The organism is Adhaeribacter aerolatus, assembly GCF_007991635.1.
Taxonomy (GTDB): Bacteria; Bacteroidota; Bacteroidia; order Cytophagales; family Hymenobacteraceae; genus Adhaeribacter; species Adhaeribacter aerolatus.
On sequence record NZ_BJYS01000001.1, the window covers coordinates 377715 to 402767 of the forward strand.

23 protein-coding genes are annotated in these 25053 nt (G+C 43.0%); 11 read left to right on the forward strand and 12 right to left on the reverse strand.

Translation table 11 applies throughout. The annotated features are described in order from the left end of the window. Positions 1–15 precede the first annotated feature (15 nt). The 3 genes from AAE02nite_RS01585 (at position 16) to mscL (ending at position 4574) form a co-directional block, all read left to right on the forward strand. Positions 16–1992, forward strand: a complete 1977-nt coding sequence (locus AAE02nite_RS01585; RefSeq protein WP_146894671.1) for a DUF3858 domain-containing protein — start codon at positions 16–18, stop codon at positions 1990–1992. Further along, complete coding sequence (locus AAE02nite_RS01590) at positions 1992–3917, forward strand: DUF3857 domain-containing protein (protein ID WP_146894672.1); 1926 nt, start codon at positions 1992–1994, stop codon at positions 3915–3917. The genes AAE02nite_RS01585 and AAE02nite_RS01590 overlap by 1 nt, the downstream gene beginning before the upstream one ends. A gap of 234 nt (positions 3918–4151) precedes the next feature. Further along, positions 4152–4574: a large-conductance mechanosensitive channel protein MscL gene (gene mscL, locus AAE02nite_RS01595; RefSeq protein ID WP_146894673.1), complete on the forward strand. Its 423-nt coding sequence runs from the start codon at positions 4152–4154 to the stop codon at positions 4572–4574. 169 nt (positions 4575–4743) lie between these two features. Here mscL and AAE02nite_RS01600 read toward each other — a convergent pair whose 3' ends face one another. Beyond that, positions 4744–5505 carry a LytR/AlgR family response regulator transcription factor gene (locus AAE02nite_RS01600; protein ID WP_146894674.1) on the reverse strand — a complete coding sequence of 254 codons (762 nt, stop codon included), beginning with the start codon at positions 5503–5505 and terminating at the stop codon, positions 4744–4746. A 97-nt stretch (positions 5506–5602) separates the two neighbouring features. Next, positions 5603–6679 (reverse strand): sensor histidine kinase, encoded by a 1077-nt coding sequence (locus tag AAE02nite_RS01605; RefSeq protein ID WP_146894675.1) that lies wholly within the window; start codon positions 6677–6679, stop codon positions 5603–5605. 859 nt (positions 6680–7538) lie between these two features. Between AAE02nite_RS01605 and AAE02nite_RS01610 the strand changes: the two genes are divergently transcribed. The 3 genes from AAE02nite_RS01610 (at position 7539) to AAE02nite_RS01620 (ending at position 12804) form a co-directional block, all read left to right on the forward strand. Beyond that, on the forward strand, positions 7539–8420 hold the full coding sequence (locus AAE02nite_RS01610) for an alpha/beta fold hydrolase (protein ID WP_146894676.1): 882 nt from the start codon (positions 7539–7541) through the stop codon (positions 8418–8420). A 665-nt stretch (positions 8421–9085) separates the two neighbouring features. Next, the gene (locus AAE02nite_RS01615) at positions 9086–11560 is read left to right on the forward strand and encodes a DUF2339 domain-containing protein (protein ID WP_146894677.1); all 2475 of its coding nucleotides are present in this window, start codon (positions 9086–9088) and stop codon (positions 11558–11560) included. A gap of 2 nt (positions 11561–11562) precedes the next feature. Beyond that, complete coding sequence (locus tag AAE02nite_RS01620; protein WP_146894678.1) at positions 11563–12804, forward strand: DUF3999 family protein; 1242 nt, start codon at positions 11563–11565, stop codon at positions 12802–12804. A 128-nt stretch (positions 12805–12932) separates the two neighbouring features. Here AAE02nite_RS01620 and AAE02nite_RS01625 read toward each other — a convergent pair whose 3' ends face one another. Further along, a complete protein-coding gene (locus AAE02nite_RS01625) occupies positions 12933–13406 on the reverse strand; it encodes a phospholipase D-like domain-containing protein (RefSeq protein WP_146894679.1) in 474 nt (157 codons plus the stop codon). Positions 13407–13450: 44 nt separating this feature from the next. Between AAE02nite_RS01625 and AAE02nite_RS01630 the strand changes: the two genes are divergently transcribed. The 4 genes from AAE02nite_RS01630 to AAE02nite_RS01645 all read left to right on the forward strand — a co-directional run bounded on the left by AAE02nite_RS01630 (position 13451) and on the right by AAE02nite_RS01645 (position 15963). Beyond that, complete coding sequence (locus AAE02nite_RS01630; protein ID WP_146894680.1) at positions 13451–13723, forward strand: hypothetical protein; 273 nt, start codon at positions 13451–13453, stop codon at positions 13721–13723. 225 nt (positions 13724–13948) lie between these two features. Further along, a complete protein-coding gene (locus AAE02nite_RS01635; RefSeq protein ID WP_146894681.1) occupies positions 13949–14248 on the forward strand; it encodes a hypothetical protein in 300 nt (99 codons plus the stop codon). A 221-nt stretch (positions 14249–14469) separates the two neighbouring features. After that, positions 14470–14967, forward strand: a complete 498-nt coding sequence (locus AAE02nite_RS01640) for a hypothetical protein (protein ID WP_146894682.1) — start codon at positions 14470–14472, stop codon at positions 14965–14967. Positions 14968–15081: 114 nt separating this feature from the next. Then, entirely contained in the window at positions 15082–15963 is an 882-nt protein-coding gene (locus tag AAE02nite_RS01645) for a hypothetical protein (protein ID WP_146894683.1), read from the forward strand. A gap of 215 nt (positions 15964–16178) precedes the next feature. Here AAE02nite_RS01645 and AAE02nite_RS01650 read toward each other — a convergent pair whose 3' ends face one another. Beyond that, positions 16179–17210, reverse strand: coding sequence for a Gfo/Idh/MocA family protein (locus AAE02nite_RS01650; protein ID WP_146894684.1), 1032 nt, complete (start codon positions 17208–17210; stop codon positions 16179–16181). 228 nt (positions 17211–17438) lie between these two features. Here AAE02nite_RS01650 and AAE02nite_RS01655 point away from each other — a divergent pair, with 228 nt between their 5' ends. After that, complete coding sequence (locus AAE02nite_RS01655) at positions 17439–17918, forward strand: DUF4126 family protein (protein ID WP_146894685.1); 480 nt, start codon at positions 17439–17441, stop codon at positions 17916–17918. 116 nt (positions 17919–18034) lie between these two features. Here the strand turns inward: AAE02nite_RS01655 and AAE02nite_RS01660 are convergent, their stop codons facing one another. The 8 genes from AAE02nite_RS01660 to AAE02nite_RS01695 all read right to left on the reverse strand — a co-directional run bounded on the left by AAE02nite_RS01660 (position 18035) and on the right by AAE02nite_RS01695 (position 24603). Then, positions 18035–18961, reverse strand: coding sequence for a DMT family transporter (locus AAE02nite_RS01660; RefSeq protein ID WP_146894686.1), 927 nt, complete (start codon positions 18959–18961; stop codon positions 18035–18037). Between the two features lie 90 nt (positions 18962–19051). Next, complete coding sequence (locus AAE02nite_RS01665; RefSeq protein WP_146894687.1) at positions 19052–19618, reverse strand: Crp/Fnr family transcriptional regulator; 567 nt, start codon at positions 19616–19618, stop codon at positions 19052–19054. 188 nt (positions 19619–19806) lie between these two features. Next, complete coding sequence (locus tag AAE02nite_RS01670; RefSeq protein WP_146894688.1) at positions 19807–20517, reverse strand: DUF4197 domain-containing protein; 711 nt, start codon at positions 20515–20517, stop codon at positions 19807–19809. Between the two features lie 443 nt (positions 20518–20960). Next, on the reverse strand, positions 20961–21314 hold the full coding sequence (locus AAE02nite_RS01675) for a DUF5615 family PIN-like protein (protein WP_146894689.1): 354 nt from the start codon (positions 21312–21314) through the stop codon (positions 20961–20963). Beyond that, on the reverse strand, positions 21314–21550 hold the full coding sequence (locus AAE02nite_RS01680) for a DUF433 domain-containing protein (protein WP_146894690.1): 237 nt from the start codon (positions 21548–21550) through the stop codon (positions 21314–21316). The genes AAE02nite_RS01675 and AAE02nite_RS01680 overlap by 1 nt, the downstream gene beginning before the upstream one ends. A 239-nt stretch (positions 21551–21789) precedes the next feature. After that, positions 21790–22458, reverse strand: coding sequence for a hypothetical protein (locus tag AAE02nite_RS01685; protein ID WP_146894691.1), 669 nt, complete (start codon positions 22456–22458; stop codon positions 21790–21792). Then, entirely contained in the window at positions 22455–22787 is a 333-nt protein-coding gene (locus AAE02nite_RS01690) for a T9SS type A sorting domain-containing protein (RefSeq protein WP_146894692.1), read from the reverse strand. Before AAE02nite_RS01690 ends, AAE02nite_RS01685 begins: the two co-directional genes overlap by 4 nt. 160 nt (positions 22788–22947) lie before the next feature. Further along, positions 22948–24603 (reverse strand): S41 family peptidase, encoded by a 1656-nt coding sequence (locus AAE02nite_RS01695; protein WP_146894693.1) that lies wholly within the window; start codon positions 24601–24603, stop codon positions 22948–22950. Positions 24604–25053 lie beyond the last annotated feature (450 nt).

The following is a 25053-nucleotide window of genomic DNA, read 5'->3' on the forward strand; positions in this document are numbered from 1 at the left end:
TTTATATAATCATACATGCAAAAACGTTTACTCTTACCTTTTTTTCTGCTGTTTTTTATGAAAGCCAATGCCCAGGATAGCGGGTTTGCTTTTGGCCAGATAAGCCTCCCGGACCTTCAGATGAAGGTTTACAACCCGGATTCATCGGCCAGCGCCTTGGTTTTACAGGAATTCGGCGAGTCGCGCATCGACAATGACAATGATTATAATTTATTGCACGATTATCACGTAAAAATAAAAATTCTCAGCAGCCAGGGCTTTGACCAGGCTAATATTCAGGTGCCGCTTTACAAACAGAACGGTAAAACCGAGAAAGTATCACGGATTCAGGCTTCTACGTTTAACCTAGTTAACGGAAAATTAGAAGAAACCAAGTTCGATAGCCGTAAAACATTTACCGAAAACAAAAATAAATACCTGGATTTGGTAAAGTTTACTCTGCCCAATATTCAGGTGGGCAGTATTATTGAGGTGCGCTATACGCTGGAATCGCCGTTTATTTTCAATTTTAAACCGTGGGAGTTCCAGGCCGATATTCCGAAAATCCACAGCGAATACTGGGCAAAAATACCCGGCAATTACCACTACAATATGACCCTGCGCGGCACGCAGAAGCTGTATAAGCAAGATTCTGAAATTATTAAAGATTGCTTTACCCCCGGCGGTGGCCGGAAAGCAGACTGTGCCTTGTATAAATTCGCGATGCAAAATATTCCGGCTTTTGTGGAAGAAGAATATATGACCGCTAAGAGCAACTTCTTGTCCGGTGTTTTTTTTGAGTTAAAGGAAGTGCATTATTTTGATGGCCGCAAAGAAAAACTGACTAAAGAATGGAAAGATGTGGACCTGGAAATGCGCAACGATGCCAAGTTTGGCACCCAGCTACGCAAAGGCAAAGAGGTGTTCCGCGACCATTTAACACCATTACTGGCCACCGAAACCGATTCGCTGCAAAAAGCCCGGAAGGTTTTCGACTTTATTAAGGGGTGGTATAAATGGAACGACACCTATGGCAAGTTTAGCGAGCTGGGCATTAAGAAAGCCTTCGACAGTAAAACCGGTAACGTGGGCGATATTAATTTATCGTTAATTGCCGCCTTAAATATGGCCGGCTTTAAAACCGAGCCGGTTATTCTTTCTACCCGCGAGAATGGTTTACCCATCGATATACACCCGGTTATCAGCGATTTTAATTATGTAGTAGCCCGGGTTAAAATTAACGGCAAAAGCTACCTGCTCGATGCTACCGATCCATTTGTGTCGTTTGGCATGGTACCCATTCGCTGCCTCAACGGCAAAGGCCGCGTGTTTCCCGAAAAAGGCCCCTCGTCCTGGCTGGAAATTGTACCTACCGATAAATTAAAGCAAACCACTTACATGGACCTGAGCCTGCAACCCGATGGCAGCTTTAAAGGCAAAGTAGTAAGCTCGACCTTAGGGTACGATGCCTTGCAGGAGCGCAAGCGCATTACTTCTTACAACAACCACGACGAATACATCGAAGCCCTCGACGAAAAATGGAGTAAAATTAAAATTCTGAAATACGACATTAAGAATCTGGAAACGCTGGACCAGGCCCTGTCACAAACCTTTGAGGTAGAAATAGAAGGCTTCGATAATTTAAATAAAAATAAGCTGTTCCTGAATCCTTTTTTCCTGGAGAACTGGGAGAAGAACCCGTTTACGGCCAAGGAGCGCACCTACCCGGTAGATTTGGGCGCGCCCATCGAAACCATGTTAACCATTAACCTGCAATACCCCACCGAATTCCAGTTGGGCGGCTTGCCTGCGCCAATTACCCTGGCACTACCCAACGGTGGCGGCCGGTTTATGTTTCAGGTGCAAAGTTTAGGAGATAAAGTGGTGCTCAACAGCCTTATCTCGCTAAGCAAACCGGTTTACAGTCCCGAAGAATACGGCTACCTGAAAGAGCTGTTTAGCAAAATTGTGCAGTCTTACCAAACCAACCTGGTATTTAATAGAAAATCGTAATGGCTAAATTTATTCTTCTTTGCCTGCTTTGGGGTGCGGCCTGTATTAACCTGGCCGTGGCTGCCCCTCCCGCTCCTTACGATGCAGCCGCTATTCCTAAAACGTTGCAAGCTTACGCCAACGCGGTAGTGCGGCTGCAGGAAAGTACCACCGAAGTTAAAGATTTAGACCAGGTAATATTCCGTTACAAAGAGGCGATTACCATCCTGAACAGCAATGGGGCCGAATACGCCGACATAGCCGTTTATTACGATAAGTCGCGACAACTCAAGAACCTGAAAGGTGCTATTTATGACAATAACGGCAAACTGATTAAAAAATTAGCCACCTCCGATTTTCAGGATGTAAGCGCCATTAGTAGTATTTCGCTGTTCGAAGACAACCGCGTGAAACATTATACCCCGCGGGTAAATTTTTACCCGTATACCGTAGAGTACGAATACGAGCTTCGCTTTAAGCATTCTTTTTATTTTCCGGATTGGCAGCCCCAGAAAGCCCTGGATATTGCGGTAGAAAACAGCACCTATAAATTTACTTCCAAACCAGATTTTAAAACCCGGCTAAAAGAGTTTAACCTGCCTGCGCCCCGCAAAGAAACCAGCACGGCGGATGGTACCATTTTAGAATGGAGCGCCCAGCAAATGCCGGCCCGCAAAAGCGAACCATACAGTCCGCCAGCCCGCGAATTTATAACCATGGTGGAGATTGCCCCGGTTACTTTTTCGTACGAAGGCATTTCGGGTAAATTTACCAACTGGCAGGAATACGGCAAATGGGCCTACGATAATCTCTTGCAGGGCCGCGATAAATTACCCCCGGCTACTGTAGCCGCCATAACCGAACTGGTTAAAAACACACCTACACCGGAAGAAAAAATCCGAAAAATTTACGAATATACGCAGCAAAAGAACCGCTACATTAGTGTGCAGATTGGTATTGGCGGTTTACAACCCATGAAAGCCGAAGAAGTAGATCGGCTGGGTTACGGCGATTGCAAGGCGCTTACCAATTACACCCGCAGCTTACTGGCCGCGGCCGGCATCAAAGCCTATTATACTGAAGTAAATGCCGGCGCCGATAAAAAAAGTTATTTACCCGATTTTGCGAGTGCTTTCCAGGGCAACCATGCCATTTTGTGCGTGCCGGTAGCCCAGGACACTATTTGGCTGGAGTGCACCAGCCGCGAAGCGCCCATGGATTACATGGGTACTTTTACCGATAACCGCCGGGTTTTGCTCTACACCGAAAACGGCGGCGTAATTGCCCGTACCAAAGGGTACCCCCCGGAGCAAAGCCGGCAAATCCGGAAAGCAACGTTTACCCTCGACGAAAAAGGTTCGCTACAGGGTAGCCTGGAAACCGAATTTCAGGGAACACAGTACGACAACCGCGATCATCTTATCCTGAAAACCGGTAAAGAAAAGCTTGATTTGGTTAAAGAAATTTACCCTATCAACAACCTGGAAATAGCCAAATATTCGCTGGAGGCCCAAAAAGCCGGTACACCGCGCCTGACCGAAAAAATGGAGATAAAAGCGCCTGGTTACGGAAATACCGATAATAACATGTTGGTAGTACCGGTGTATAACCTGACCCGTAATTTAAATGTGCCGAAAGAAGTCCGGAACCGGAAACAACCCGTAACCATTAACCGCGGCTTTTACGACGAAGATGAGATAATTTTTAACGTACCTGCTACCTTTAAGCCCGAGTACCTACCCGAAGCCGTTAACATCGAAAACGAGTTTGGTTATTACCGGACTGCGCTTACTTTTAGTTCCGGGAAACTGACTTACAGCCGGAAGCTTTTATTAAAAGAGGGCACCTTTAAGCCCGAAGCCTACGACACTTTTCATACGTTCCTGAAAAAAGTTTATACCGCTGACACTCAAAAGTTTGTACTAACAAAACAACCGGCCGGCTAAATTAAGCGTTGGTTCTGCCTTCCGGCCCTATACTATATTCCCAACATCTCTGCTAACCAGCACAGTAGAAAATATATCATACAAACAAGTTTCCGACAGTGCTGGTTACAGGAAAGACACAGCATCAGCAGAAAGTTTCAGGCTCCTTCTGCTAAAAAGAATTTATTTTTATTCCGGAATTTATATATATTAGGGTCAGATCTCTTCTACCTAAACCTTAAAAACAAAAGAATTATGAGCCTGATTTCGGAATTTAAACAGTTTGCCGTTAAAGGCAACGTAATTGATTTAGCCGTGGCCGTAGTAATTGGCGCCGCTTTTGGCGCTATTGTTACCTCTTTGGTAAATGATATTGTTATGCCGCCCATTGGTATGGTTACTGGTGGCGTAGATTTTACCGACCTGAAACTGCAGCTTTCGGATCCGGTAATGGAAGGTGACCGGGTAGTGAAAGAAGGTGCCTCTATTAATTACGGCAATTTCATTCAAACCTTAGTTAACTTCCTGATTATTGCCCTGGCCATATTTTCGATGGTAAAGGCCATTAATGCCATGAAACGCAAAGAAGAAGCCGCACCGGAAACACCAACGCCCAGCAAAGAAGAGCTTTTATTAACCGAAATCCGGGATTTATTACGCGACCGCAAAACGCTTTAATCTGATCTGGCCGGCAGCATTAAAAATTAAGGCTGCCTGGGAAGATAAGCCAGGGTGTGTTAGGGCCCGATACTTGTAGCAAAACCGCTAATAACCAATACGGGCAGCCTTATGAGCTGCCCGTATTGGTTATTAGCAAATATAAATATACCCTTCAGAGGTGCTTGCTTTAAGCGTTAAGCCATTCTTTAAAGCGGGTAACTTTGTCCAGGCTCACAAATACCTCGGCACCCGGTGTGGGCTGCAACTCTACCTGTAGCTTGCTTTTGGGGTACACATGTATATTTTCGATGGCCGATAGCTTTACAATAAACTGCCGGTTTATCCGGAAAAACACTTTCGGGTCGAGCTGCTCCGATAACTGATCCAGGCTGAAATCGACGGGATATTTGGCTTTCTTTTCGGTAACCAGGCAAACAATACCTTCGTCGGCATGGAAATAGGCCACCTCTTCAATCGGAATGGTTTTGATTTTCTGACCGGCCACAATCGAGAAGCGGCTGCGGTACTCCGGTTCTTTCTTCTTAATTATCTGGTACAGGGTCTGCATATCAACTGGTTTGTTTTCGGCAGGATTTACCCAGACCTTGTATTTTTCGAGGCTCCGCTCCAGTTCTTCCAGCGTTACGGGCTTCAGCAAATAATCGATGCTTTTGAGCCGGAAGGCTTTAATGGCGTATTCGTCGAAAGCCGTAGTAAATACAATAGGCGAGTTTACCTGTACCTGGTCGAAAATATTAAAGCTCAGGCCATCTTCCAGGTGAATATCCAGAAATATTAAATCCGGGTCTTCATTATTATTAAGCCACTCCACCGACTCCTCTACCGACTCTAATTTGGCCACTACTTCTATCGTGGGGTCAATCTTCTGAATCATACCCTCCAGCCGCAGCGCCGCTAATTCCTCATCTTCTATAATAACAACATTCATTTTAAATCTTTTAATGCTAGTTTGTTTCTAAGTCTTTTCCGTTATATGCAAAAGCCTGACTTATGATGCTTCTGCATATTTTAAGTAATAAAAGCTGCTACACCGATTGCAGCAGCGGAATTTTGGTCACATAGCTCTTGCCTTCTACCCCAAAATGCGTGGGTTTATCGGTTAAGTAGCCGTACCGGTTTGTAATATTGCGTAACCCCACACCTGTCGAAATCATTTTGTCGTCGCGTACCTGCAGGTTATTGGTTACGCACAGGTAATCGTTCTCATCCACAAAAATATCAATGTGCAGCGGCGACTTCTTCGACAGTACATTGTGCTTAATGGCATTTTCGATGAGCAGTTGCAAGGTTAAAGGCGGCAACAGCCAGTGCAGCCGGTCGGCGGGCAAATTAATATTTAACTTCAGCTTATCTTTAAACCGGATGTCGATCAGAAACAGGTACGCATGTATAAATTCGAGCTCGGTTTTGAGTAGCACCATATCGTCGGCTTTGTGTTCCAGCACGTACCGGTAAGCTTTTGACAGTTGCTCGGTAAACTTCTCGGCCATATCGGGGTCCAGCGGAATAAGCGAGGTTAGCACGTTGAGGCTGTTAAATAAAAAGTGCGGGTTTACCTGGCTCTTGAGGGTATCGAACTGGGCCTGGGCAATTTCTTTCTGCATTTTTTCGGCTTGCAGGCTGGCCTGGTGAATATTTTTAAAAATGTGAAAACTGGTAAGAATGCCGTAATACAAAGCCGAGACCAGCACCAGCATGATAAAACTTAACCGCAGTTCGGCGGCATCGCTCAGGGGGCTGATAAAAACATCACCAAACAATAATCTGGCTGGCAAAAAACTAACCAGCACAAACACCAGCAGGCTGTAAACTTTAAACAAGACCAGGCCGACAATGTATTTCTCGGCATTCATTTGCCATTTCGGAAAGCGCCGGTCCAGAAAAGTAATGATGCGGATGTAGCCTTCGTAAAACAAATAGAACATGACGAAACTATTTGCCAGGTCGAAAAGCAAATGTTCGGTTTGGTACAAAAAGTAGCCAAACAAGAGGTACGCCAGCAGAAAAGTCCAGACGATAGCGAGCACCAGGGCCGCCCCTATTTTAAAAGCTAAATGCCGCATGATTACATTAGTTCTTTTCCGCATTAATTTAACTTTCATTTTTATATTTTGAGAATTATGCGGCACTAAAGTTCATTTTTTTAAAAAACCTCTTCATTCCTCCGGAAAAATAAAATCTGGATATCGCCATTTAGCAACTAATATTTATATGCCTGCCAAGTTTTATGTTACGCTTCGTTTCCTTAAAAGTACCGGCGTTTTACATCTGGTTTGCCGCACAACCTAAAAAGAAAATACTAGGCTTTTAATCCTTAAATCCTGAATGCGCCTTTTTAGCTAATTAAATTAAGGGCTTGCCTTCCGGACAAGAACGCCTGTAAAAATTAAAAATATAGGCTGAAAAAAGAACTAACCCGCCATTGTGCCCACCAGCCTAAAGCTAATGGGGAAAAACTTGCTTTTTCGGTTCGGATTCGGGAGAAAGGTTTGGCAATTGACGTTACCGGGTGCCCACTGCACCCGGAATGCGGTACCAGAACCGGGGAAATTTATTTAAATAATTTCCCCCGGTTACAGGATTCACCAAACAAAACAAACACAAGAAGAAAAATTCAATTTAGATTTTGGTACTACCAATGCCAAACCCTCTTGCTCCTTGCCCTAATCTAATTCCGCTGGTTTAGCTCCTCTAACACTTTTACTAATTCGTGTAAAGATGTCGCCAAAGGGGCATCTTTTAAAATTTATCTGGCTGAATGGCCGAAGCCGCCCGCTGAATGACGGAAATAGGCGGCTGAAAATACCACCGGTTTGGCAAGTTATTTACCGCTTATCTTTAAAAGAATATTTTATCGTAAAAGACTAGAGCGGGCAGCTAAAACAAGCTTTTAAAAACGGTAAAAATTCTTAAATTAGCATTGGCTGGTGTTCCTGAGAAAAGTCTTTGGGTTATAAAATTATGTCGGCATTACTACAAGTAACCAAAACTGTAATATTGTCCAGTGGCTTAAAACTGGGTGTGGCTATTTCGGGCCGTCCTACTGGCAGGCCTATTATGTTTTTTCATGGTTTAGGCGCTTCCCGGCAAGCCGTACACCCCGATGCCACCCTGGCTGATGCTTTAAATGCCCGTGTAATTTCTTTCGACCGGCCGGGAATTGGTTTATCAGACTACCGGGGCGCTTATACGTTGCAGGATTTTGCCGATAATGTAGCCGAAGCGCTGGGATTGCTGGAGATTAAAGATAAAGTTTCGGTACTGGGTTGGTCGGGCGGCGGTCCTTACGCCATGGCTTTCGCACAGCGGTATCCCGACCTGACCCGGAATTTGGGATTGGCCAGCAGCAGCATTCCTTTTTACGGTCCTGGTGCGCGCAAAGCACTTACTCCACACTGGAAAACCATCCGGTGGTTAAACAATTATACCCCCTGGATCAGCCGGCTATTTTTCCGGAATATCAGTTCTAAACTAAAAAAAGCGCCGGATAAATTTATTTCCAGAACCATCGAAAACCTGCCGGCACCCGACCGCACCTTACTTTTCCTTAACCCACAACTGGCAAGCATGTTTCAGCAGACGGCCCTGGATGTTTATGACCAGGGAGCCGAAGGTATTTACCAGGATGCCCGCACCATTTCGGGACCGTGGGGCTTTCACCCGGAAGATATTACCGTGCCTACTTACCAATGGCACGGCAGCTTAGATAAATTATGGCCCTTGCCGGCAGCTTATTTCCTGGACCAGCGTCTGCCGCACAATACCCTTAAAATATTTAAGAACGAAGCCCACCTGCTTTACCTGAACCATTGGCAGGAAATTATTAAAACGCTGCAATCCTGAAGTTGTAAATATTAAGCTACCATCTTTAAAAGGAAGGAAGTTGAATAGATAAATTATTTCGCCCTTTCTGGTCTTTGATCTGGTCTTTATTATACATTTAATTAAACATCAAGCCCCTATTTTCCAGCTAAACGTGCACGTTGGGTCCTCCCGAGCCTGCCGAGGGATCTATTAATACTTAAATAAGAGAATTACAAAAGATGGTGCTTTGGTCAAACAGATAAAAGAGATTGGTTCTGTATTTATTTCTCTGATTTAAAACTGTTGCCATAATAAACCTTTACTAATGTTGCTGTAATTGTTCCCCCGATAAGCTCGTGATGACGGGTTGCAAAGGCAGTTTCTAAAGTATAAAGGCCTAAAATTTACGAAAGGAAAAAGTCTATTACCAGAAGTTAGCTTTTTCAGCAAATTATATATTGTCGATTTCACAAAACTAAATCTACAATATTTCTTTAATAATTCGCTTAACAACAGCAACATGCATACTTAAAAACAACATTCTAAAAGTCCTGAAATCCAGAATTAATGCTGGCGCATGCCAGTCGTGCGTATTATATTGGGCTTTAACCGGGCAGTAGTTCAGGCGGTATATGGTTAAATAAACCGGCCGGAATGGAATCTGTCCTGATTTTTACCTAGATTAATCGCTCAATTGGCTACAAATGGAATACCTGATACTGGTGGTGCTGCTTTTATCGCTGCTCATTATACTGCGCAGATTAACGGATAAAACCCAGGAACTGCACGCCCGCTTCGACCAACTAAAGCAGGAAATAGATGATTTAAAAGCCGCGGCTAATTCCGGCCCGGCCCCGAAACCTACCACGGCTAATGAAAAGCCGCCATTGGCTACCCGGCAAGCAGCTTTTACCGCCGAAACTAATTTACCAACCACGGCAAAATCAACCCTGCCCGTACCCGCGTCGTCCATATTTACTCCAGCCCCACGGCCCGAGCCAGGTTTGCCGGATAAGCCGGTTACCCCCGAACAGAAAAAGCCGGAGCCGGTTTTCGCCGAGCCACAACTTAATTTCTTCCAAAGGTTTTTACAGAACAACCCCGACCTGGAAAAATTTATCGGCGAGAACCTGATAAATAAAATAGGAATTGCCATTTTGGTGCTGGGCATTGGCTACTTTGTAAAATTTGCGATTGATCAGGACTGGATAAACGAAATCGGGCGGGTATTTATCGGTATTCTGGCGGGTGGTTTGCTCATTGGGCTGGCCCACCGGCTGCGCCATACCATACCGGCATTCAGTTCGGTGCTGGTAGGCGGCGGACTCGCGGTGCTGTACTTTACCATTGCTATTGCCTTCCACGAGTACGGCATATTTAGCCAGACGGCGGCTTTCCTGCTCATGGTGGTTATTACTGGTTTTTCCATTCTGTTATCAGTATCGTATAACCGGGTAGAACTGGCCGTAATTGCCATTATTGGCGGTTTTGCTACGCCCTTCTCGCTGAGTACCGGCGAAGGCAATTACCAGGTATTATTTATTTACATCCTTATTCTGAACACGGGTATGCTGGTGCTGGCTTATTTAAAAGGCTGGCGCATTATTAACCTCATTGCCTATATTTTTACGGTTATTTTGTACGGCGGCTGGCTTTCTACAAGGGTGGTAGGCGTTAAAGATGCGCCTTATCTGGGGGCCCTGGTTTTCGGCACGTTGTTTTACATCATCTTTTTCCTGATGAATATAATTAACAACCTGAAAGAAAAAGCCCGCTTCTCAGCCGCCGAAATTTCTATTTTGCTCAGCAATACCTTTTTGTATTTTGCAGCGGGCATGCTGGTGCTGGGCCAATGGCAGGGTGGTTTGTACCGGGGCTTGTTTACAGTGGCTATTGCGGTATTTAATTTTGGCTTTGCCTTTGCTTTGTTCCGCAATCAGAAAGCCGACCGTAACCTGATTTACCTGCTCATTGGTTTGGTTATCACGTTTATCAGTCTGGCCGTACCCATCCAACTCGAAGGCAATTATATTACCCTGTTCTGGGCTTTAGAAGCGGTATTGCTGTTGTGGCTGGCCCAGAAATCGGGATTGCGCTTGGTAAGTGTCGGCTCGGTGGTCGTAATGGGCTTAATGCTCATTAGCCTCGTTATGGATTGGCTGTACCTGTACCTCGATTATAAACCCCGTACTGCAAACCTCCCGGTACTTTTAAACAAAGCTTTTATTACCAGCTTTATTTCTATTGTAAGCTTAATCGCCACCCGGTACCTGCTGCAAAAACAAACCGAGCCCATTCAATTCCGGTGGTTTAGTTTGCCGGTAGCCGGCTATGCCCGCGCGCTTAGTTTGATTTTAACGGTGGTGTTGTATTTAGCACTGGCATTGGAATTGAGTTATCAGCTAAATATTTACGTGGCTTCGGCACCGGCCCGCAGCATTATTTCGGGCGCTTACAACCTGGCTTTTATTACAGGTTTATTTTTGTTCGCGCGGTACCAGCGCCAGCCGACGCACCTGGCCATTATTATGCTACTGGGCTTGCTTGGACTGGCCGCTTATGTTACGCTTTACAGTTCGTCGGTAATGGATTTATTGGAGTCGCATTTGTTGTACAATGCGCCTGGCATGGTGGGCTTTTACCTGCATTACATTAGTTTTCTGTTGGTAGCGGTTATTATGTTTTTCCTTTACCGGAATCGCGCTGTACTGACGCCCTTCTCGCTAAAAGCTCCTACCCTGATGCTCTGGCTGCTGACTTTTGTGTTGGTATATGCCGCCAGCGCTGAGTTACTGTATCAAGTTATTTATTTTAAATTTCCGGCTACCAACCTCACGGGTTTATCGCCGGAAGTACAATCGGCGGCTTACGAGCGGTTTGAGCAGTTGGTGCGCCAAAGCAATAAAGTGGGCTTCCCGATTTTGTGGGGCATCTGTGCTTTTGCGCTGATGTACTTTGGGTTGCAAAAGAAAATTAAAACCTTACGCATTATTTCACTTTCGTTGTTCACGCTTACCCTCCTGAAATTGTTTATTTACGATATCCGGGGCATTTCGGAAGGCGGTAAAATTGCGGCCTTTATTTCGCTGGGCGTGCTGCTGCTGGTAATTTCGTTTATGTACCAGAATATTAAACGGTTAATTCTGGCCGATGAAACCCCGGCCCCCGAAAAAGAATAGTCATGCAAAAATTAGCCGGTATATTGTTGAGTTTGCTATTGGGGGTGCAGGTGGCGTTTGGGCAGGAGTTCCGGCACCAGGCCAGTTTGCCGCCGGTAGCTACCGATGGCTTTTATAAAATTGCGGTTACGCCGGCAGTAGCGGCCTGGGTTAAGAATAATTTGGCCGATATCCGCTTGTACGATTCGGCACGGCGCGAAGTGCCTTACCTGCTGGAGCGGGAGCAGCCTGTACAAACCCGCCAATTATTTAGGGCGTACGAAATTGTGCAGAAAACCAGCGTACCCGGCGGCAATACCACGCTGGTTTTACGCAACCCCGGCCGAAGCAAAATAAACAACATCAGCCTGCTCCTGAAAAACACCAACGTGCGCAAAAAAGCCAGCCTCAGCGGCAGCAACGATGCCCGAACCTGGTACGGCCTCGAAGACCAGTATGACTTGTACTCGTTGTACAGCCGGGCCGCTACCGTCCGGGTAAACCTGCTTAATTTCCCCTTGAGCGATTACGAATATTACCAGCTCATCATCAACGACTCCACAAGTGCGCCACTTAATATTTTGTCAGCGGGTTATTACGATACCTTTTCCGAAAGTGGCAAATATACCGCCGTTCCTGACGTACAGTTTAGCCAAACGGACAGCGCCGAACTCAAACAAACTTTTATTTTCTTTAGAAACCCTGTTCCGGTGTTTGCCGATAAACTACAATTGGAGATAACCGGCCCTGTGTACTACTGGCGCGAAGCTACGCTTTACGCGGCGCAGTTCCGGAAAAAACGCCGCCGTAAAACTTACAAAACCTACGAGCCTGTCGCCACTTTCCGGCTGCAATCAGACCAGGAAAACGCCTTTACTTTAAATAACTTTAAATCCGATGATTTTTATTTGGTAGTTAATAACCAGGACAGCCCACCGCTGCGCATCAAAAATATTCAGTTTTATTTCCGAAATACTTACCTCATAGCGCCGCTGCAAAAAGGCCAGGCTTACCACCTGGCATTCGGCAACGAAGCCGTATCGCCACCCCATTACGACTTAGCCTACTTTAAAGATAGTATCTCGGCTGCGTTACCCATTATTACCCCCACGCGCCTTCGAGCATTAGCCGCCCCTGACGAGAAAAAAACGGCCACTATTTTTAAAGACAAAAATATTATCTGGGCTGCTATTCTGCTGGTTATCGGGCTATTGGGTTTTATGACTTACCGGCTGTTGCAGGAAACCGGCAAAAAGCCGCAATAAGTAATAAGGCCAGAAACTATTTGCCAGAGGGGCGGATGCGAAACGGCCTAGCTCCCCTCCTTTTTTCAAGGAGGGGCAGGGGTGGTTTTATTTTAATTTTTACCGAGAAGTTAAATCGTCTGCAATAATTATTTAAAAGGCACCATCTCCGCCCAGAGCCGGTCGAACTCGCGACTGAAGTCTTTTACCAAAGCTTTATCATCGGAGGTAATCAGGTTTTCATGGTTATACAGGGCGGCGCTGCGGGTCCAGTTGTAGCTGCCAGTCAGAACAATTTCATTATCCAGAATGGCAAATTTGTGGTGCATGTGGTTGGGTGTGTTATCAATCCGCACCGGAATACCGGCCTGCGCCAACTCCCGTATATCGGAGCCTCTATCAAATAGCTTTTCGTTATCGGTGAGGATTTTAACCGGTATGCCCTTGCGGTGCGCCTGCAAAATAGCCCGGGTAATCCGGTCGTCGGAAATCGTAAACACGCAAATTTTAATTGACCGCTGCGCCTTGTTTATACCCGTGATAATCGCGTTTAAACAAGTTTCACCGGGGCTGAAGTAGGCGTGGGAAGTTACTTTTGTAGAACTGCGGAATAAGGAAAACATATTTGGTATCTTTCGCGGTAAATTAGCTTAAGATATTTATAAAGATGGCACTTTTAGTTCTTACGTACGAATATAACCAGGAAGCAGAAGGTTTTTCGATAACCTGCCTGGATACCGATGAAATATATACCCACTGCTACCGGGAAGAAGATATAGAAGCAACAACCATTGAAGCCAGTAAATTAGTTCTGGAAGATTATATCGGTCAGATAGTGCCTTTAAAGAACTTTACGCAACACGTCACTTTAGAAAAAAATCAGTTCCGGTTAGTTTTCGACACAACTACAGGTAAGCATTTACCTTTACTTTCTACTTAGAATTTAATAAATATGAATACATTTATTTAAGGGGCTTCCTGCATAAGCAGCGGTCTTTTACATGAAAATAAACCTCCAAATTTTAATTACACCAATTACTTTTTGGTTTACGCTATTCAGGAGAATGACTTTACGGCGATGCATATAAACCACTTCGGCGAACCTAGGTATAACTGAAGATACTTGTTATTAATCAAAATCACTTAGTTAAAAAAATATAAAGTTATGAAAAGACATATATCAGATATTACAGACATTGAATTAGAGGGAGTAGTAAAATCTATATTCCCAAGTGCTTTCGATAATGATGTAGTATGTAGATTTAACCATGAAAGTAATGCTAAAGTAATTAACTATACTACCCTTAATGGGAAATATGAATTCTTAATTAGGTATTCTGATAACACATTTAACTTTTATTACTTTGAGAATGGCAATGGATCTAAAATAACGCCAGAAGAATATAATGCTATTGAATTTCAGCTTAAGCAGTTAGGATTTAATGTTCCAAAGGCAGAACAATAGAACTCTAATAAGGACTTTTCGAGTACTACAACAGCTTAGCAAGATAGATATTTAGTAATAAAGTATAATTCAAATAGTACCAGAAAAAGCTAAAAACAGGTCTACTCAGAACACTGTACACATTTTCTCCGCTAACGAGTAATATCCTAAATAGATGCGGAAAGTTTGTTTCTTTATATTTAACAGAAAGATAAAATTTAAGCATTATTAAAATTGCCTCAATGATGAATAAAAAACAGGTAATGATTGACCTATATTTTGAAGCTGGTGCAGGGCTTTATGATAGCCAAGTTATTGAATACAATTTTAAGTACTTAATATATTTATTAAGTAAAACGCAGTTGTGGGATGGAGACCGTGAAACAGCAAAATCTATCCTAGATGGGAAAACTAAGCATACTCTTGGACAATTATTTAAGTTCTTAAGAGATAAAAGAATATTATTCCTACCTGATACAGAAGAAAGGTTAGAGGATGCGCTTGCTGCTAGAAATAATCTTATACATGAATATTTAGCAAAAAATGTTGCGTTGATGATGACAAAAGAAGGTCGCCACCAAATGATAAAGGAAATAATCGAACTCAGAAAGCGAATACAACAAGGTAATAAATCAGTTTCTGAACTTATAGAAGCCTTACTAGAACCTTCGGTAGGAAAAGACAAATTAGCTGCTATAGATGAAGATTTAGAAAAGCAATTTGAAAAAGAGAATTGGTAATAACTTACATATCTCCCCTTTATAATTCTATGATACTTGATTAATTTAATAAACATTCGAAGCCACGGAAATATTTATAAATATTTAATTCAAATCATTTAAATTTTTGAAAAAATGGAAAATAGGCCTCATACAAAAGATATCAAAAAAGTAAAACTACATATAGGAGGGGGGAAATATGAAGCCTTCAGCCTCTCAGATAAAAATGAATTCGCAAAAAGGAATATTATAATTGCTGACTCAGCTATTATTCAAGATCCTTGGCATCAAATAACTGAGTATACTGATACAGTGCATATGGTTATCATCGATGATGGAGTCCGAATTGGAGAAAATACCGAAATCAAGTTTGGTGCCTCTATTGGATGTGGTAGCTACATTGGGGATTTTGTTAAGATTGGCAACTTCGTAATAATTGAGGATGGCGTTTCAATCGATAATGACACAAGAATTGGAGATAACGCCAAAATCAGAAAAAAGTCCTTAATTGATGATAGTGTTTCAATTGCATCAGGTGTTCGTATTGGGTGTAACACCATAATCAAAGGTGGTGTTACCATCCATATTAGCACTCATCTTGGAGATGATGTCTATATTGGATTTTCTGCTGAAATTGGAGGGTACACACAAATCGAACAAAAAGTCAAAATTGGAGAGTATGCTCGCATTGGAACTTGTGCCCGGATTCAAAGTAATACCAGTATAAAAGATAATACGATAATAGGATATGGTGCTAGAATTACAAATAAAGATAATCCAAAAGGCTTATTAATTACTGGATTTAAGGCCCCACTTTCTTATTGGGGGGAAGACAAAGTAGCAATTGGAACTAAACATTATACTTTTTCAGAATGGGATGAATTGATTAAGACGAATACTCAAGGATATTATTATAATACACCACAATATCAGATAAGCATATCGGAAATGAAAGATTATGATAATTGTATACAGCTTATAAAGCAATTCCATAAACTTTATGGATTTACTATTTAGAATCTAGTATCTTAATGTTGTACCATATAATAAAGTAAAGTATTTAAATGTATGTAGCACCCACCTGCCACCCATTACAATGTCTCTAAACCGGTGATAGTGAATATTGAAATCACCCTTATAAATCACCTTCCTCCTACCCCATAAAATTTAATAACCTGAAGTTTACCCATAACAGGAACTTCAGGCTGTAAATAATTAAAGCTATACTAAAATCAAAAAGTATACATCTTCCCTTCCTTAGCCGATTGGTAAACGGCCAGAATAATTTCTACGGCTTTGCGGGCTTCGGTGCCGTCTATTTCAAAGGGTCGGTTTTCGTCGAGGGCGGCGATAAAGGCAGCGAAGTTTTTGGCGTGTGGTTCAAACGGAATAGCTGAGGGGTCGGAGGCGCCGCCGGTGGTTTCGTTCCGGAACCTGGTTAAAACGGCGTTGTCTTCTTCGGTCTGGTCGGCAAATTCCCAAACGGTAAAGCTGTTTTCTACCAGCACGGCGGTTCCGCGGGTGCCGGTAATTTCGATGCGGCGGAGCTGGCCGGGGAAAGATGCCGTTGAACCGTAAATAGAACCCAAAGCATTATTTTTAAACTGCACCACGGCCGTGGCGGTGTCTTCTACTTCAATAGCGTGGGCAATGGTAGCGGTATAGGCCTGTAAAGAAGCGAGCGGCCCCATTACATACTGCAACATATCTACCATGTGAATCGACTGGTTCATGAGCGCGCCGCCGCCGTCCATTTTCCAGGTGCCGCGCCAGCTGCCGGCGTAATATTCGGGTTTGCGCCACCAGGGCACTTGCACCGCCGCATGGCTGATTTTGCCAAAGCGACCGGATTCTACGGTTTGCTTTAACAACTGCACGGCATCGTTAAACCGGAAATTAAATACCGCGCCTAGCTGGGTACCAGCTGCTTTATGGGCGGCAATCATCTGATCGATGCGGTCGAGGGTAATTTCTACGGGCTTTTCTACAATGGTGTGTTTACCGTATTGGGCAGCCATTATAGCGGGTTCCATGTGCACGCCGCTGGGCGTAGCAATGGTTACAATATCTATATCGGGCGAAGACAGCATTTCTTCGTTGCTCCCGAAGGCTTTGCAGTTATATTTTTCGGCTACCAAGCGGGTTTGCTCCGGCACATCGCTGCAAATGCCGGCCAGGTTGGCGTTTGGTAAACTTTGAATAGCCTTCGCATGAAAGTTCGCAATCATACCAGCCCCAACGATACCAAAATTCCATTTTTTCATATTTTACTTATTTAGTGGTGTAATAAATTTAGCATTAAGCAAGGTTTAATCTAAAACCTGGGCGCATTTATATGCAGTTTTAAGCCCATATTAAAAGGCAAATAACTTTAAAATATTATTTAAACCAAATATTAACCGCTCCGGGTACCGTTTAACAAGTGGCTACCAGAATAAAAGAACCATCGGCTAAAAGCCTGCGTATCTTAATTTTCTCTTAAATCAGCATAGATGAAAACAAGTACGAAAACATATTTACGCATCCTGGGATTGGGTGCAGTAGCGGGTATGCGGGCCATGGCGGCGCCGGCGCTATTGAGTCATTTATTGGTAAAATCGCCGGCCGGCGAACTGAATTTTTCGCGGCTGCATTATTTGCAATTACCCAAAGTAGCCAACGGCTTAAAACTGGCCGCCGGCGCAGAAGTGCTCGGCGACAAAATGCCTTTTACACCCAACCGAACCGTTCCGGCCCAACTGGGTGCCCGTATTTTATCGGGTGCGATGGCGGGTGCGACGGTGGCTTTGGCTAACAAGCAAAATAAGTTTGGTGGGTTTTTACTGGGAGGATTGGCAGCGGCCGCCGCAACTTATGTTTTCTTTTCGCTCCGGAAAAAACTGGTACAAACTACGGGTTGGCCCGATACTACTATTGCCCTGATGGAAGATACTTTGGCTTTAGCCGGTGGCTACGCCATTGCCAAAGGCTAGTAAAAGCCTGTTCCGGCAACCGGTTTACTTCCAATGCCGGAACAGGCAACAACTATAATATTCCTTAAATCTACTCCTGGTTTAGTTTATCCGGAGCCTGAATATTACAAAGCGGTTTACTTAACCGTTACCAGGCTCCCCTTTAACTTTTCCCGCCTTTTTAATTGTTTTTTCAGCACCGGGTACAGAAAAACTGCTCCCAGCATAATTAAGGCGCCGGCGTAAAAGCCACCGGACATTTGTTCTTTGCTCCCGAAAATAAATACGGCCATCAGCACCCCATAAATAGGTTCTAAATTGGTAACCAGCGCCACCTGAAAAGCCGATAATTCTTTCATGACCCAAATATTGGCTACGTAGGCAACGCCGGTGCACAGCGTACCCAGAATAAAGAGATAAAACAGGTCGGAGAAGCTTAAAGCCAGGCCGGCATTAAAACCACCGGTAACCAGCAAATAGACAGATACCCACAGCCAGGCACTCAAAATTTCGTAAAAACAAATAACCGTGGCTTCGTTTTTGTTGACTAGCTTACCGTTTACAATATTAAACAATGCGCCGCAAAAGGCACTAAGCAGGCCCAACATGGTACCCCATACATAACGGTTCTCGAATTTAAAAATAAGGTAAATACCCGCCATAATGAGCAGCCCAATACCCACCTCCAGACTGGAAATCCGGCGACGTTTAAACAGCGGCTCCAGCAAGGCGGTAAACAACGTTAAAGCCGAAAAGCAGACCAGTGTAATGGAAACGGTAGCGGCTTTAATAGAGGCGAAAAAAGATAGCCAGAAAGCAGCTAAAATAGCGCCGGTAAAGAATAAATGCAGCAATGCTGGCCGGCCTATTCTTAAACGCGTGCGGGTTAATTTTAAATACCCATACAAGGTTATTACCCCAATAACTAAGCGATACCAAACCAGGTGGGTAGACGACATACTAATGAGCGCGCCCAGTATACCGGTAAAGCTCATCAGCACCACGGCCAGATTTAAAATAATAAGGTTTTTAAAAGACGCTGTTTTTGCCGATACCTGTAACATTTGCTTTAACTATTATTCCTGGAATTATATCCGGCGCAAAGATTATTCAGGTGCCGCAGCTTTCTTTTAACAAATGTTAAAAAGTAGTACTTATTTCATTTTTGTGCGGATGCGGCTTAGGGTTACCTGCGTAACCCCCAGGTAAGAGGCAATATGGCCCAACTGTACCCGTTGCAGCAAACCCGGATTCTCCGCCAATAAATCCTGGTATTTTTCGTGGGCGGTTTTAAAAAGCTGCGAAATCAGCAGCTGTTCGGTTTTAATCAGTTCCAGTTCAGCGAGTTTTCGACCCCAGTTGGCCAGTTCCAAATCGGTTTGAAAAAGCGCCTGCATGGAGGCCTGGTCAATACTAAAAAGTATGCAGTCTTCGAGCAACTCAATGGTACCATAGCCGGGTTTGTTTGCGATGTAGCCGTTGTAAGAACTAATAAAACTACCTTCGGCGCCAAACCAGAAAGTAATTTCCTTGCCGTCTTTGTAGCAAAAAGAGCGGGCAATGCCTTTCTCCATAAAATAAAGTTTGTTAGCCACCGTACCCTCCCGCACCAGAATATAGCCTTTCGGCAACGATAAGGCTTGCAGTTTTGCAATTAATTTACCCAGCGCCGCACCCGATAACGGATATACTTCCTTTAACTTAACTAAAACTTTTTCCAAGTTTATGATTTAAAATTGCCCAAATTTAAAACACGTTATTTCTTACCCCGAAGTCAATAGGGTACCAATCCGCAAAAGATTTTTGAGCAGTAAGATTATTTCTACTTTATGCTTTAAACAAGCACCGGTACTGACCTTAAAATGCAATTAAGACAAACCCAAGTTTAAATAAAGCTAAAATTTAACTTTTATCGTTGGCTGGCAAAAACTTTTTTGAGCAAGGCAGTGGTACGGGCCTGCGGATTCTGGCGAATATTTTTCTCTTCCTGTGCCACCATTAAAAACAAACCATCCAGCGCTTTAGTAGTGGCGTAGTCGTCGAGGCTGGGGTTTACTTTTTTTACCAATGGAATTTTGTTGTAGGTATTTACCAGACTGCTATAGTACTGGGTGGCATTTACCTTGGCCAGCGACTGCTGGATAATAGGCTTAAACTTTTGCGTAAGTTCAGCGGAGGTCGTTTTTTTCAGGTATTGCGTAGCAGCATCGGGCTGACCTTTTAAAATACCAAAAGCATCTTGTATGGTCATTTGTTTGATAGCCGATACAAAAACCGGTTTGGCTTCTTTGGCGGCATCTTCGGCAGCGCGGTTCAGGGCCAGCACAAATTTATCAACTTCGGCACCCATTCCTATTTGCCGCAGTTTTGTTTCTACATTTCTTACTTCTGGCGGAAAAGGAATTTTTATTTGAGGGTTCTGATAATAACCATCTACCTGCGATACCAAATCGCTGCCTTTAGCGGCCCCCAGTATTAAGGCCTCCTTTAAACCCGCTCCCGCTTCTTCGCCGGAAAGCGAACTTTGGGTTACCGCCTGCTTAATTTTATTTAAATTAATCTGGGCCGTTACTCCGGTTCCGGTTAAAACCAAAGCTATTATAATTACTAGTTGCTTCATGCGAAATATTCTTTTAACCCGTTAACTGGTATTATTTATAGTGGCGGTGCCTCACGGCATTAATTTTAGGCCCTGAAGCCTGATTTAAAGTCTATAAAACCGTGCCTGTTTTGGGTAAAAGCGGAAATTTATATAATTTATGAAGAGACATCAACTTGTATCGTTACGTTTTCAGTGGTAAACGGAACAAATTGAATCTTAACGAGCCACATGTCTATGAAAAAAATATTAGCTTAAGAATGTAGCCGACCGCCGGTAAGGTGAGCAGGGTGAAAGTCTGAAAACTATTTTGTCTAAATGCACTTTAGGAATTAAGACCCTCTGTTAAGTAAATTGTATTAAAATTAACACTAATAGTTTAGTTTATTATACTTGTCGTGTAAATAACAGGCAATTCCTCCGGCCAAAGACGATGTTTACTCTTGGGTTATTGCGTTGCTTGATTAATATGGTCGCTGTCGGATGTTGTTTTCTTCAACAACAGTAAAAATATTTTCCAATTTAATCTTATTCGCTTTTATTAGTTCTATTAATAAATCTCCAGCAAAAGATGGGGTAGTTCCTTTAAACCTAAAAAATACAACTGCTGGGGGATTTTGATTACCGTATCGAAAGATTAACTCGCCATAGTCCTTATCAAAAGTTAAGATTATCAGCTTTTCTTTTTGGGCAATCCGGATAACTTCTCTATCTGCTACTCCAGGGGTATTTTCTGCAATACTTATTATTTCTATTCCTGCTGCCCGCAACGCTTTGATGCTAGGAGCAGGAAAATTTTCATTGGCAAGAAATTGCATTAGGCAGATTTAGGTAACGGAAAGAAAAATTCATGTTGTATGCAATCCTTTAAATAGCCAAATACTGCTTTTAAGTTTTGCTCTGTTAGTTGGGGGTAACTTTCCAGAATTTGCTTATCTGTCCAGCCCGTAGCCAAAAGTTCAAGAATCAATTCTACGGATACTCTTGTTCCTTTGATTATCGGTTTTCCGAGTAAAACGTCTTTATCTGATATTATATGTTCTTGCCAGTTCATAACCTAAAAATACGAAGTTCTTCTTAAACCGATGTGTCTTTTTACATGGAATAAAATGGTTGATCAATGGTAAATTCTTATACACTATAGTTATTGTTGGCAGGGTTTTATTTTTTTATTTGCTGATTTAAGAGGAGTAAACCATGGGAAACTACCTTAGATTCTTTAAAATAAAGCTTTTTTAACGATGTGTTAAGTAACTATCCCAAAACCCCCTTTAGCCTTTGATCAAACAAAAATTATCTTATTCTAAACCCAACCTCAAAAACAAGCAACCCAAATTTATCGTCCTGCACGTTTTGCAAATCACCTTTTAACCGGTCTAATAGCCCGTGTTCGTACCGAACATTAAATAGCTTTTTATTTGATTTATAAGATAACTCAATTGGCAAAACTGGTACAAAACGTTTATAATAATTATTAACTGCCACCAGCTTTTTAGAATCATAAACCTGAGGCAACCGTGATAAAGAAACTAATAATATTTGTGTGCCTAAACCTGTACCAACCGAAATTTTGGGTGTTAAAAAATAGTTTACGGAAACAGTCAGCCCAATAGCATAATCAGAAGACCCGGCCACCAACCTATTCAACGGGTTACCCACATCATCCACTATATAAAGCGGTTCATCCCAGTAAGTGTGCTTCGATAAATTTGCCTGACCTTTGAGCATAAGGTTATTCTTAACGGATTTAAAGGCAGCAAGCCCTACGCCCATTCCACCAATCAGCACTTTCGAATCGGTTTCTTTGTCGTAACCCAATATGGGGTAAACACCTTTTTCCGGATTGTTTATTGGCAGATATAAATTACCATTAAGCGTGATAAAATATTCGTACTTAGCAGTCTGGCCAACTGCCTGGGTTGCCAGCAACAGAAATGAAAACACAAAAAAGTAAAGCCTCATTCTCCTAGTTTTATTAATTTTTGTTTAACAACCTGATTATTGGCCTTCAGAATTACCTGGTAATTTCCTACCGGTTCACCCTGTAAATTAACAGTGTAGGTTTGTTGTCCTTGGTTATCTTTTTTATCCAGTATAACTTCGCCTTTGGTATTAAAAACCTGCAAAGTAAAAGCCTGATTAACTTGCCCCCTTACCGAAATATTAGCCATCTGTACTGCTGGGTTTGGGTAAACACTTAACTGATGGTTTACCGGTTGTACATCTGGTTTGTCGTTACAGCCGGTTAGCGTTAAAACGCCCATAAAAAAGGTGATGATTCTCTTACTCATTTTATCTTTCTCTAATTATTATGCTTCTCTACCAAAAACCTGGTTCATCAATAATAGAAACTTAAGTTTTCTGAATTTCTCATAAAAAAACCAAGCCACCTATTTAGAGGTTAAGTGGATTGGTTTTGATAATTTGTTAAAAAAGGAGGAATAAAAGCTGTTATTTCTTCTGCAAGAGCAAGGCAAACTGCCGGTGCTGCATTTCGGCTTGCTTTAGTTGCTTCAAAGCCTGCTGAAACTCTTCGTCCTGGTCGTGCAGAATGGGGAAGGAACCCTCCGGGCCAAAAGTATTGCGGGCAATGTACGCCTTAATACTGTTCTTGAGCAGCCCTTTGGAACGGCTAAACTCCTGTGCCTTATAATTTATCTTTAAGGCGGTAGCCTCCTGCACCAGTTGCTGCAGCATTTGGTCGGTTATGGTAAAAGAAGCCCGGAACTGCCGGAAATCCATCTTTTTCAGTTCTTTTTCGTGATCGCGGTAGTAGTTCAGGGCAAATTCGCGCACCAGGTTTTTGGCATTTAACTGGTTCAGGTAATTGGTTACCAGGGCGGTATCGCGGGCTACAAACACATCGGGCATAATACCGCCGCCACCGTAAACAATCCGGCCATTATTGGTTTTGTATTTCAAAGAATCTACAAAGTGAATGCTATCCGGGTGAAAATATTCGCCGCGCTCGTATCGTTTCGAAATATCGAGTTCGTAATCTTCGGCGCCATTGGCATATGGCTTCTGAATAGAGCGGCCGCTGGGCGTGTAGTACCTGGAAATAGTCAGGCGTAGTTCCGAGCCATCGTTCAGCGAAATAGGCATTTGCACCAGGCCTTTGCCAAAAGAACGGCGGCCCACAATTAAAGCCCGGTCGTTGTCCTGTAGGGCCCCGGCCAATATTTCTGAAGCCGAAGCGCTGCCTTCGTCTATTAAAACCACCAGTAAGCCTTCTTCAAACTCACCTTTTACGCGGGCATACGTTTCAGAATCGTATTTAGTGCCTTTGCCGTTGGTGTATACAATTTTTTTGTTGCCGCTGATAAATTCGTCGGCCATTTTGGTGGCTTTATCCATGTAGCCGCCGGGGTTGCCGCGCAAATCCAGCACGAGGCGCTGCATGCCTTCTTTTTTCAGCTTAATTAAAGCAGCTTTAAATTCGTCGTAAGTGTTGGCGGCAAAACGGTTTACTTTAATGTAACCGGTTAAGTCATCTACCATGTAGCTCACATCTACCGAAACAGTAGGAATACGGTGACGGGCTACTACAAAATTCATTGGGCTTTTCTTGTTCTTGCGAATTACCGTCAGGTTTACTTTGGTTCCTTTGGGGCCGCGTAGTTTTTCGAAAATATTATGAGTGGTTATGCCTACGCCGGCAATATTCTGGCCATCTACTTTAATTATTTTATCGCCGGCCTGCAGGCCAACCGCCGCGGCCGGACCGCCGCTTAAAGGAGCTATTACATGAATGGTATCCCGGAAAATATTGAATTCTACCCCAATGCCTTCGTAATCGCCTTCGAGGTAAGAACGGGCCATATCCATTTCGGCCGCCGGAATATAGGTGGTATGGGGGTCCAGCTTTTCGAGCATACTCGAAATAGCAAAATCCGATAAGTCTTCAATATTCACGGAGTCTACGTAATCACGGTCTACGTAACTCAAGATGTCGCGGAATTTAAGATACCCTTTGGCCGTGGCCTGTGCCCCTTGGGTAGAACCCCGGAAACTGCTCGACCCAATCAGGATACCAGCCGCCAATGCCAAGGCCAGAAAAAAAGGTAATCTTATCTGAAAAGTAGAATTTGTAGAAGTTTCACCCATATAACCAACATTAGGATTTTTCTCATAAAAAAGCCGAATTAATCAGCTCTTAACAAAGATATGTAAAATATAATTATTCCTAACAATGAAGGAACAAATTTTTTAATAATTTTTCACACAAAACTAAAACCAAGCTTAAAAGCTTTAAAAACCCGTTTTAGCAATTCCAACCTTCTATCTTTTCTACCAACAAAATTTATGTATATAAAAATACACATAACATAACTATAGCATTATTAAGTAACATATATTGAATTTATCTACAATCATACTACTCCAGTGAAGCTTTTATAAATTATTTAATACTTAAAATAGTAAAATATTATAAACAAACTATGTAAAATAATAAATTCGGCTAACCTTTTCGGCTACCTTACCGGGTATATACCTTCAACTACGTTTCTGTATTACTTACAACAGGCACCAGTGTTGGTTACAAATATTTAAACC

Coding starts and splice junctions, on each gene's coding strand:
- AAE02nite_RS01650 (WP_146894684.1), bottom strand. CDS start 17,210: ATGAAAAAATGGAATTTTGGTATCGTTGGGGCTGGTATGATTGCGAAC.
- AAE02nite_RS01695 (WP_146894693.1), bottom strand. CDS start 24,603: ATGGGTGAAACTTCTACAAATTCTACTTTTCAGATAAGATTACCTTTT.
- AAE02nite_RS01675 (WP_146894689.1), bottom strand. CDS start 21,314: ATGCAATTTCTTGCCAATGAAAATTTTCCTGCTCCTAGCATCAAAGCG.
- AAE02nite_RS01680 (WP_146894690.1), bottom strand. CDS start 21,550: ATGAACTGGCAAGAACATATAATATCAGATAAAGACGTTTTACTCGGA.
- AAE02nite_RS01620 (WP_146894678.1), top strand. CDS start 11,563: ATGCAAAAATTAGCCGGTATATTGTTGAGTTTGCTATTGGGGGTGCAG.
- AAE02nite_RS01640 (WP_146894682.1), top strand. CDS start 14,470: ATGATGAATAAAAAACAGGTAATGATTGACCTATATTTTGAAGCTGGT.
- AAE02nite_RS01610 (WP_146894676.1), top strand. CDS start 7,539: ATGTCGGCATTACTACAAGTAACCAAAACTGTAATATTGTCCAGTGGC.
- AAE02nite_RS01590 (WP_146894672.1), top strand. CDS start 1,992: ATGGCTAAATTTATTCTTCTTTGCCTGCTTTGGGGTGCGGCCTGTATT.
- AAE02nite_RS01630 (WP_146894680.1), top strand. CDS start 13,451: ATGGCACTTTTAGTTCTTACGTACGAATATAACCAGGAAGCAGAAGGT.
- AAE02nite_RS01635 (WP_146894681.1), top strand. CDS start 13,949: ATGAAAAGACATATATCAGATATTACAGACATTGAATTAGAGGGAGTA.
- AAE02nite_RS01655 (WP_146894685.1), top strand. CDS start 17,439: ATGAAAACAAGTACGAAAACATATTTACGCATCCTGGGATTGGGTGCA.
- AAE02nite_RS01670 (WP_146894688.1), bottom strand. CDS start 20,517: ATGAAGCAACTAGTAATTATAATAGCTTTGGTTTTAACCGGAACCGGA.
- AAE02nite_RS01615 (WP_146894677.1), top strand. CDS start 9,086: ATGGAATACCTGATACTGGTGGTGCTGCTTTTATCGCTGCTCATTATA.
- AAE02nite_RS01690 (WP_146894692.1), bottom strand. CDS start 22,787: ATGAGTAAGAGAATCATCACCTTTTTTATGGGCGTTTTAACGCTAACC.
- AAE02nite_RS01605 (WP_146894675.1), bottom strand. CDS start 6,679: ATGAAAGTTAAATTAATGCGGAAAAGAACTAATGTAATCATGCGGCAT.
- mscL (WP_146894673.1), top strand. CDS start 4,152: ATGAGCCTGATTTCGGAATTTAAACAGTTTGCCGTTAAAGGCAACGTA.
- AAE02nite_RS01625 (WP_146894679.1), bottom strand. CDS start 13,406: ATGTTTTCCTTATTCCGCAGTTCTACAAAAGTAACTTCCCACGCCTAC.
- AAE02nite_RS01585 (WP_146894671.1), top strand. CDS start 16: ATGCAAAAACGTTTACTCTTACCTTTTTTTCTGCTGTTTTTTATGAAA.
- AAE02nite_RS01685 (WP_146894691.1), bottom strand. CDS start 22,458: ATGAGGCTTTACTTTTTTGTGTTTTCATTTCTGTTGCTGGCAACCCAG.
- AAE02nite_RS01660 (WP_146894686.1), bottom strand. CDS start 18,961: ATGTTACAGGTATCGGCAAAAACAGCGTCTTTTAAAAACCTTATTATT.
- AAE02nite_RS01600 (WP_146894674.1), bottom strand. CDS start 5,505: ATGAATGTTGTTATTATAGAAGATGAGGAATTAGCGGCGCTGCGGCTG.
- AAE02nite_RS01645 (WP_146894683.1), top strand. CDS start 15,082: ATGGAAAATAGGCCTCATACAAAAGATATCAAAAAAGTAAAACTACAT.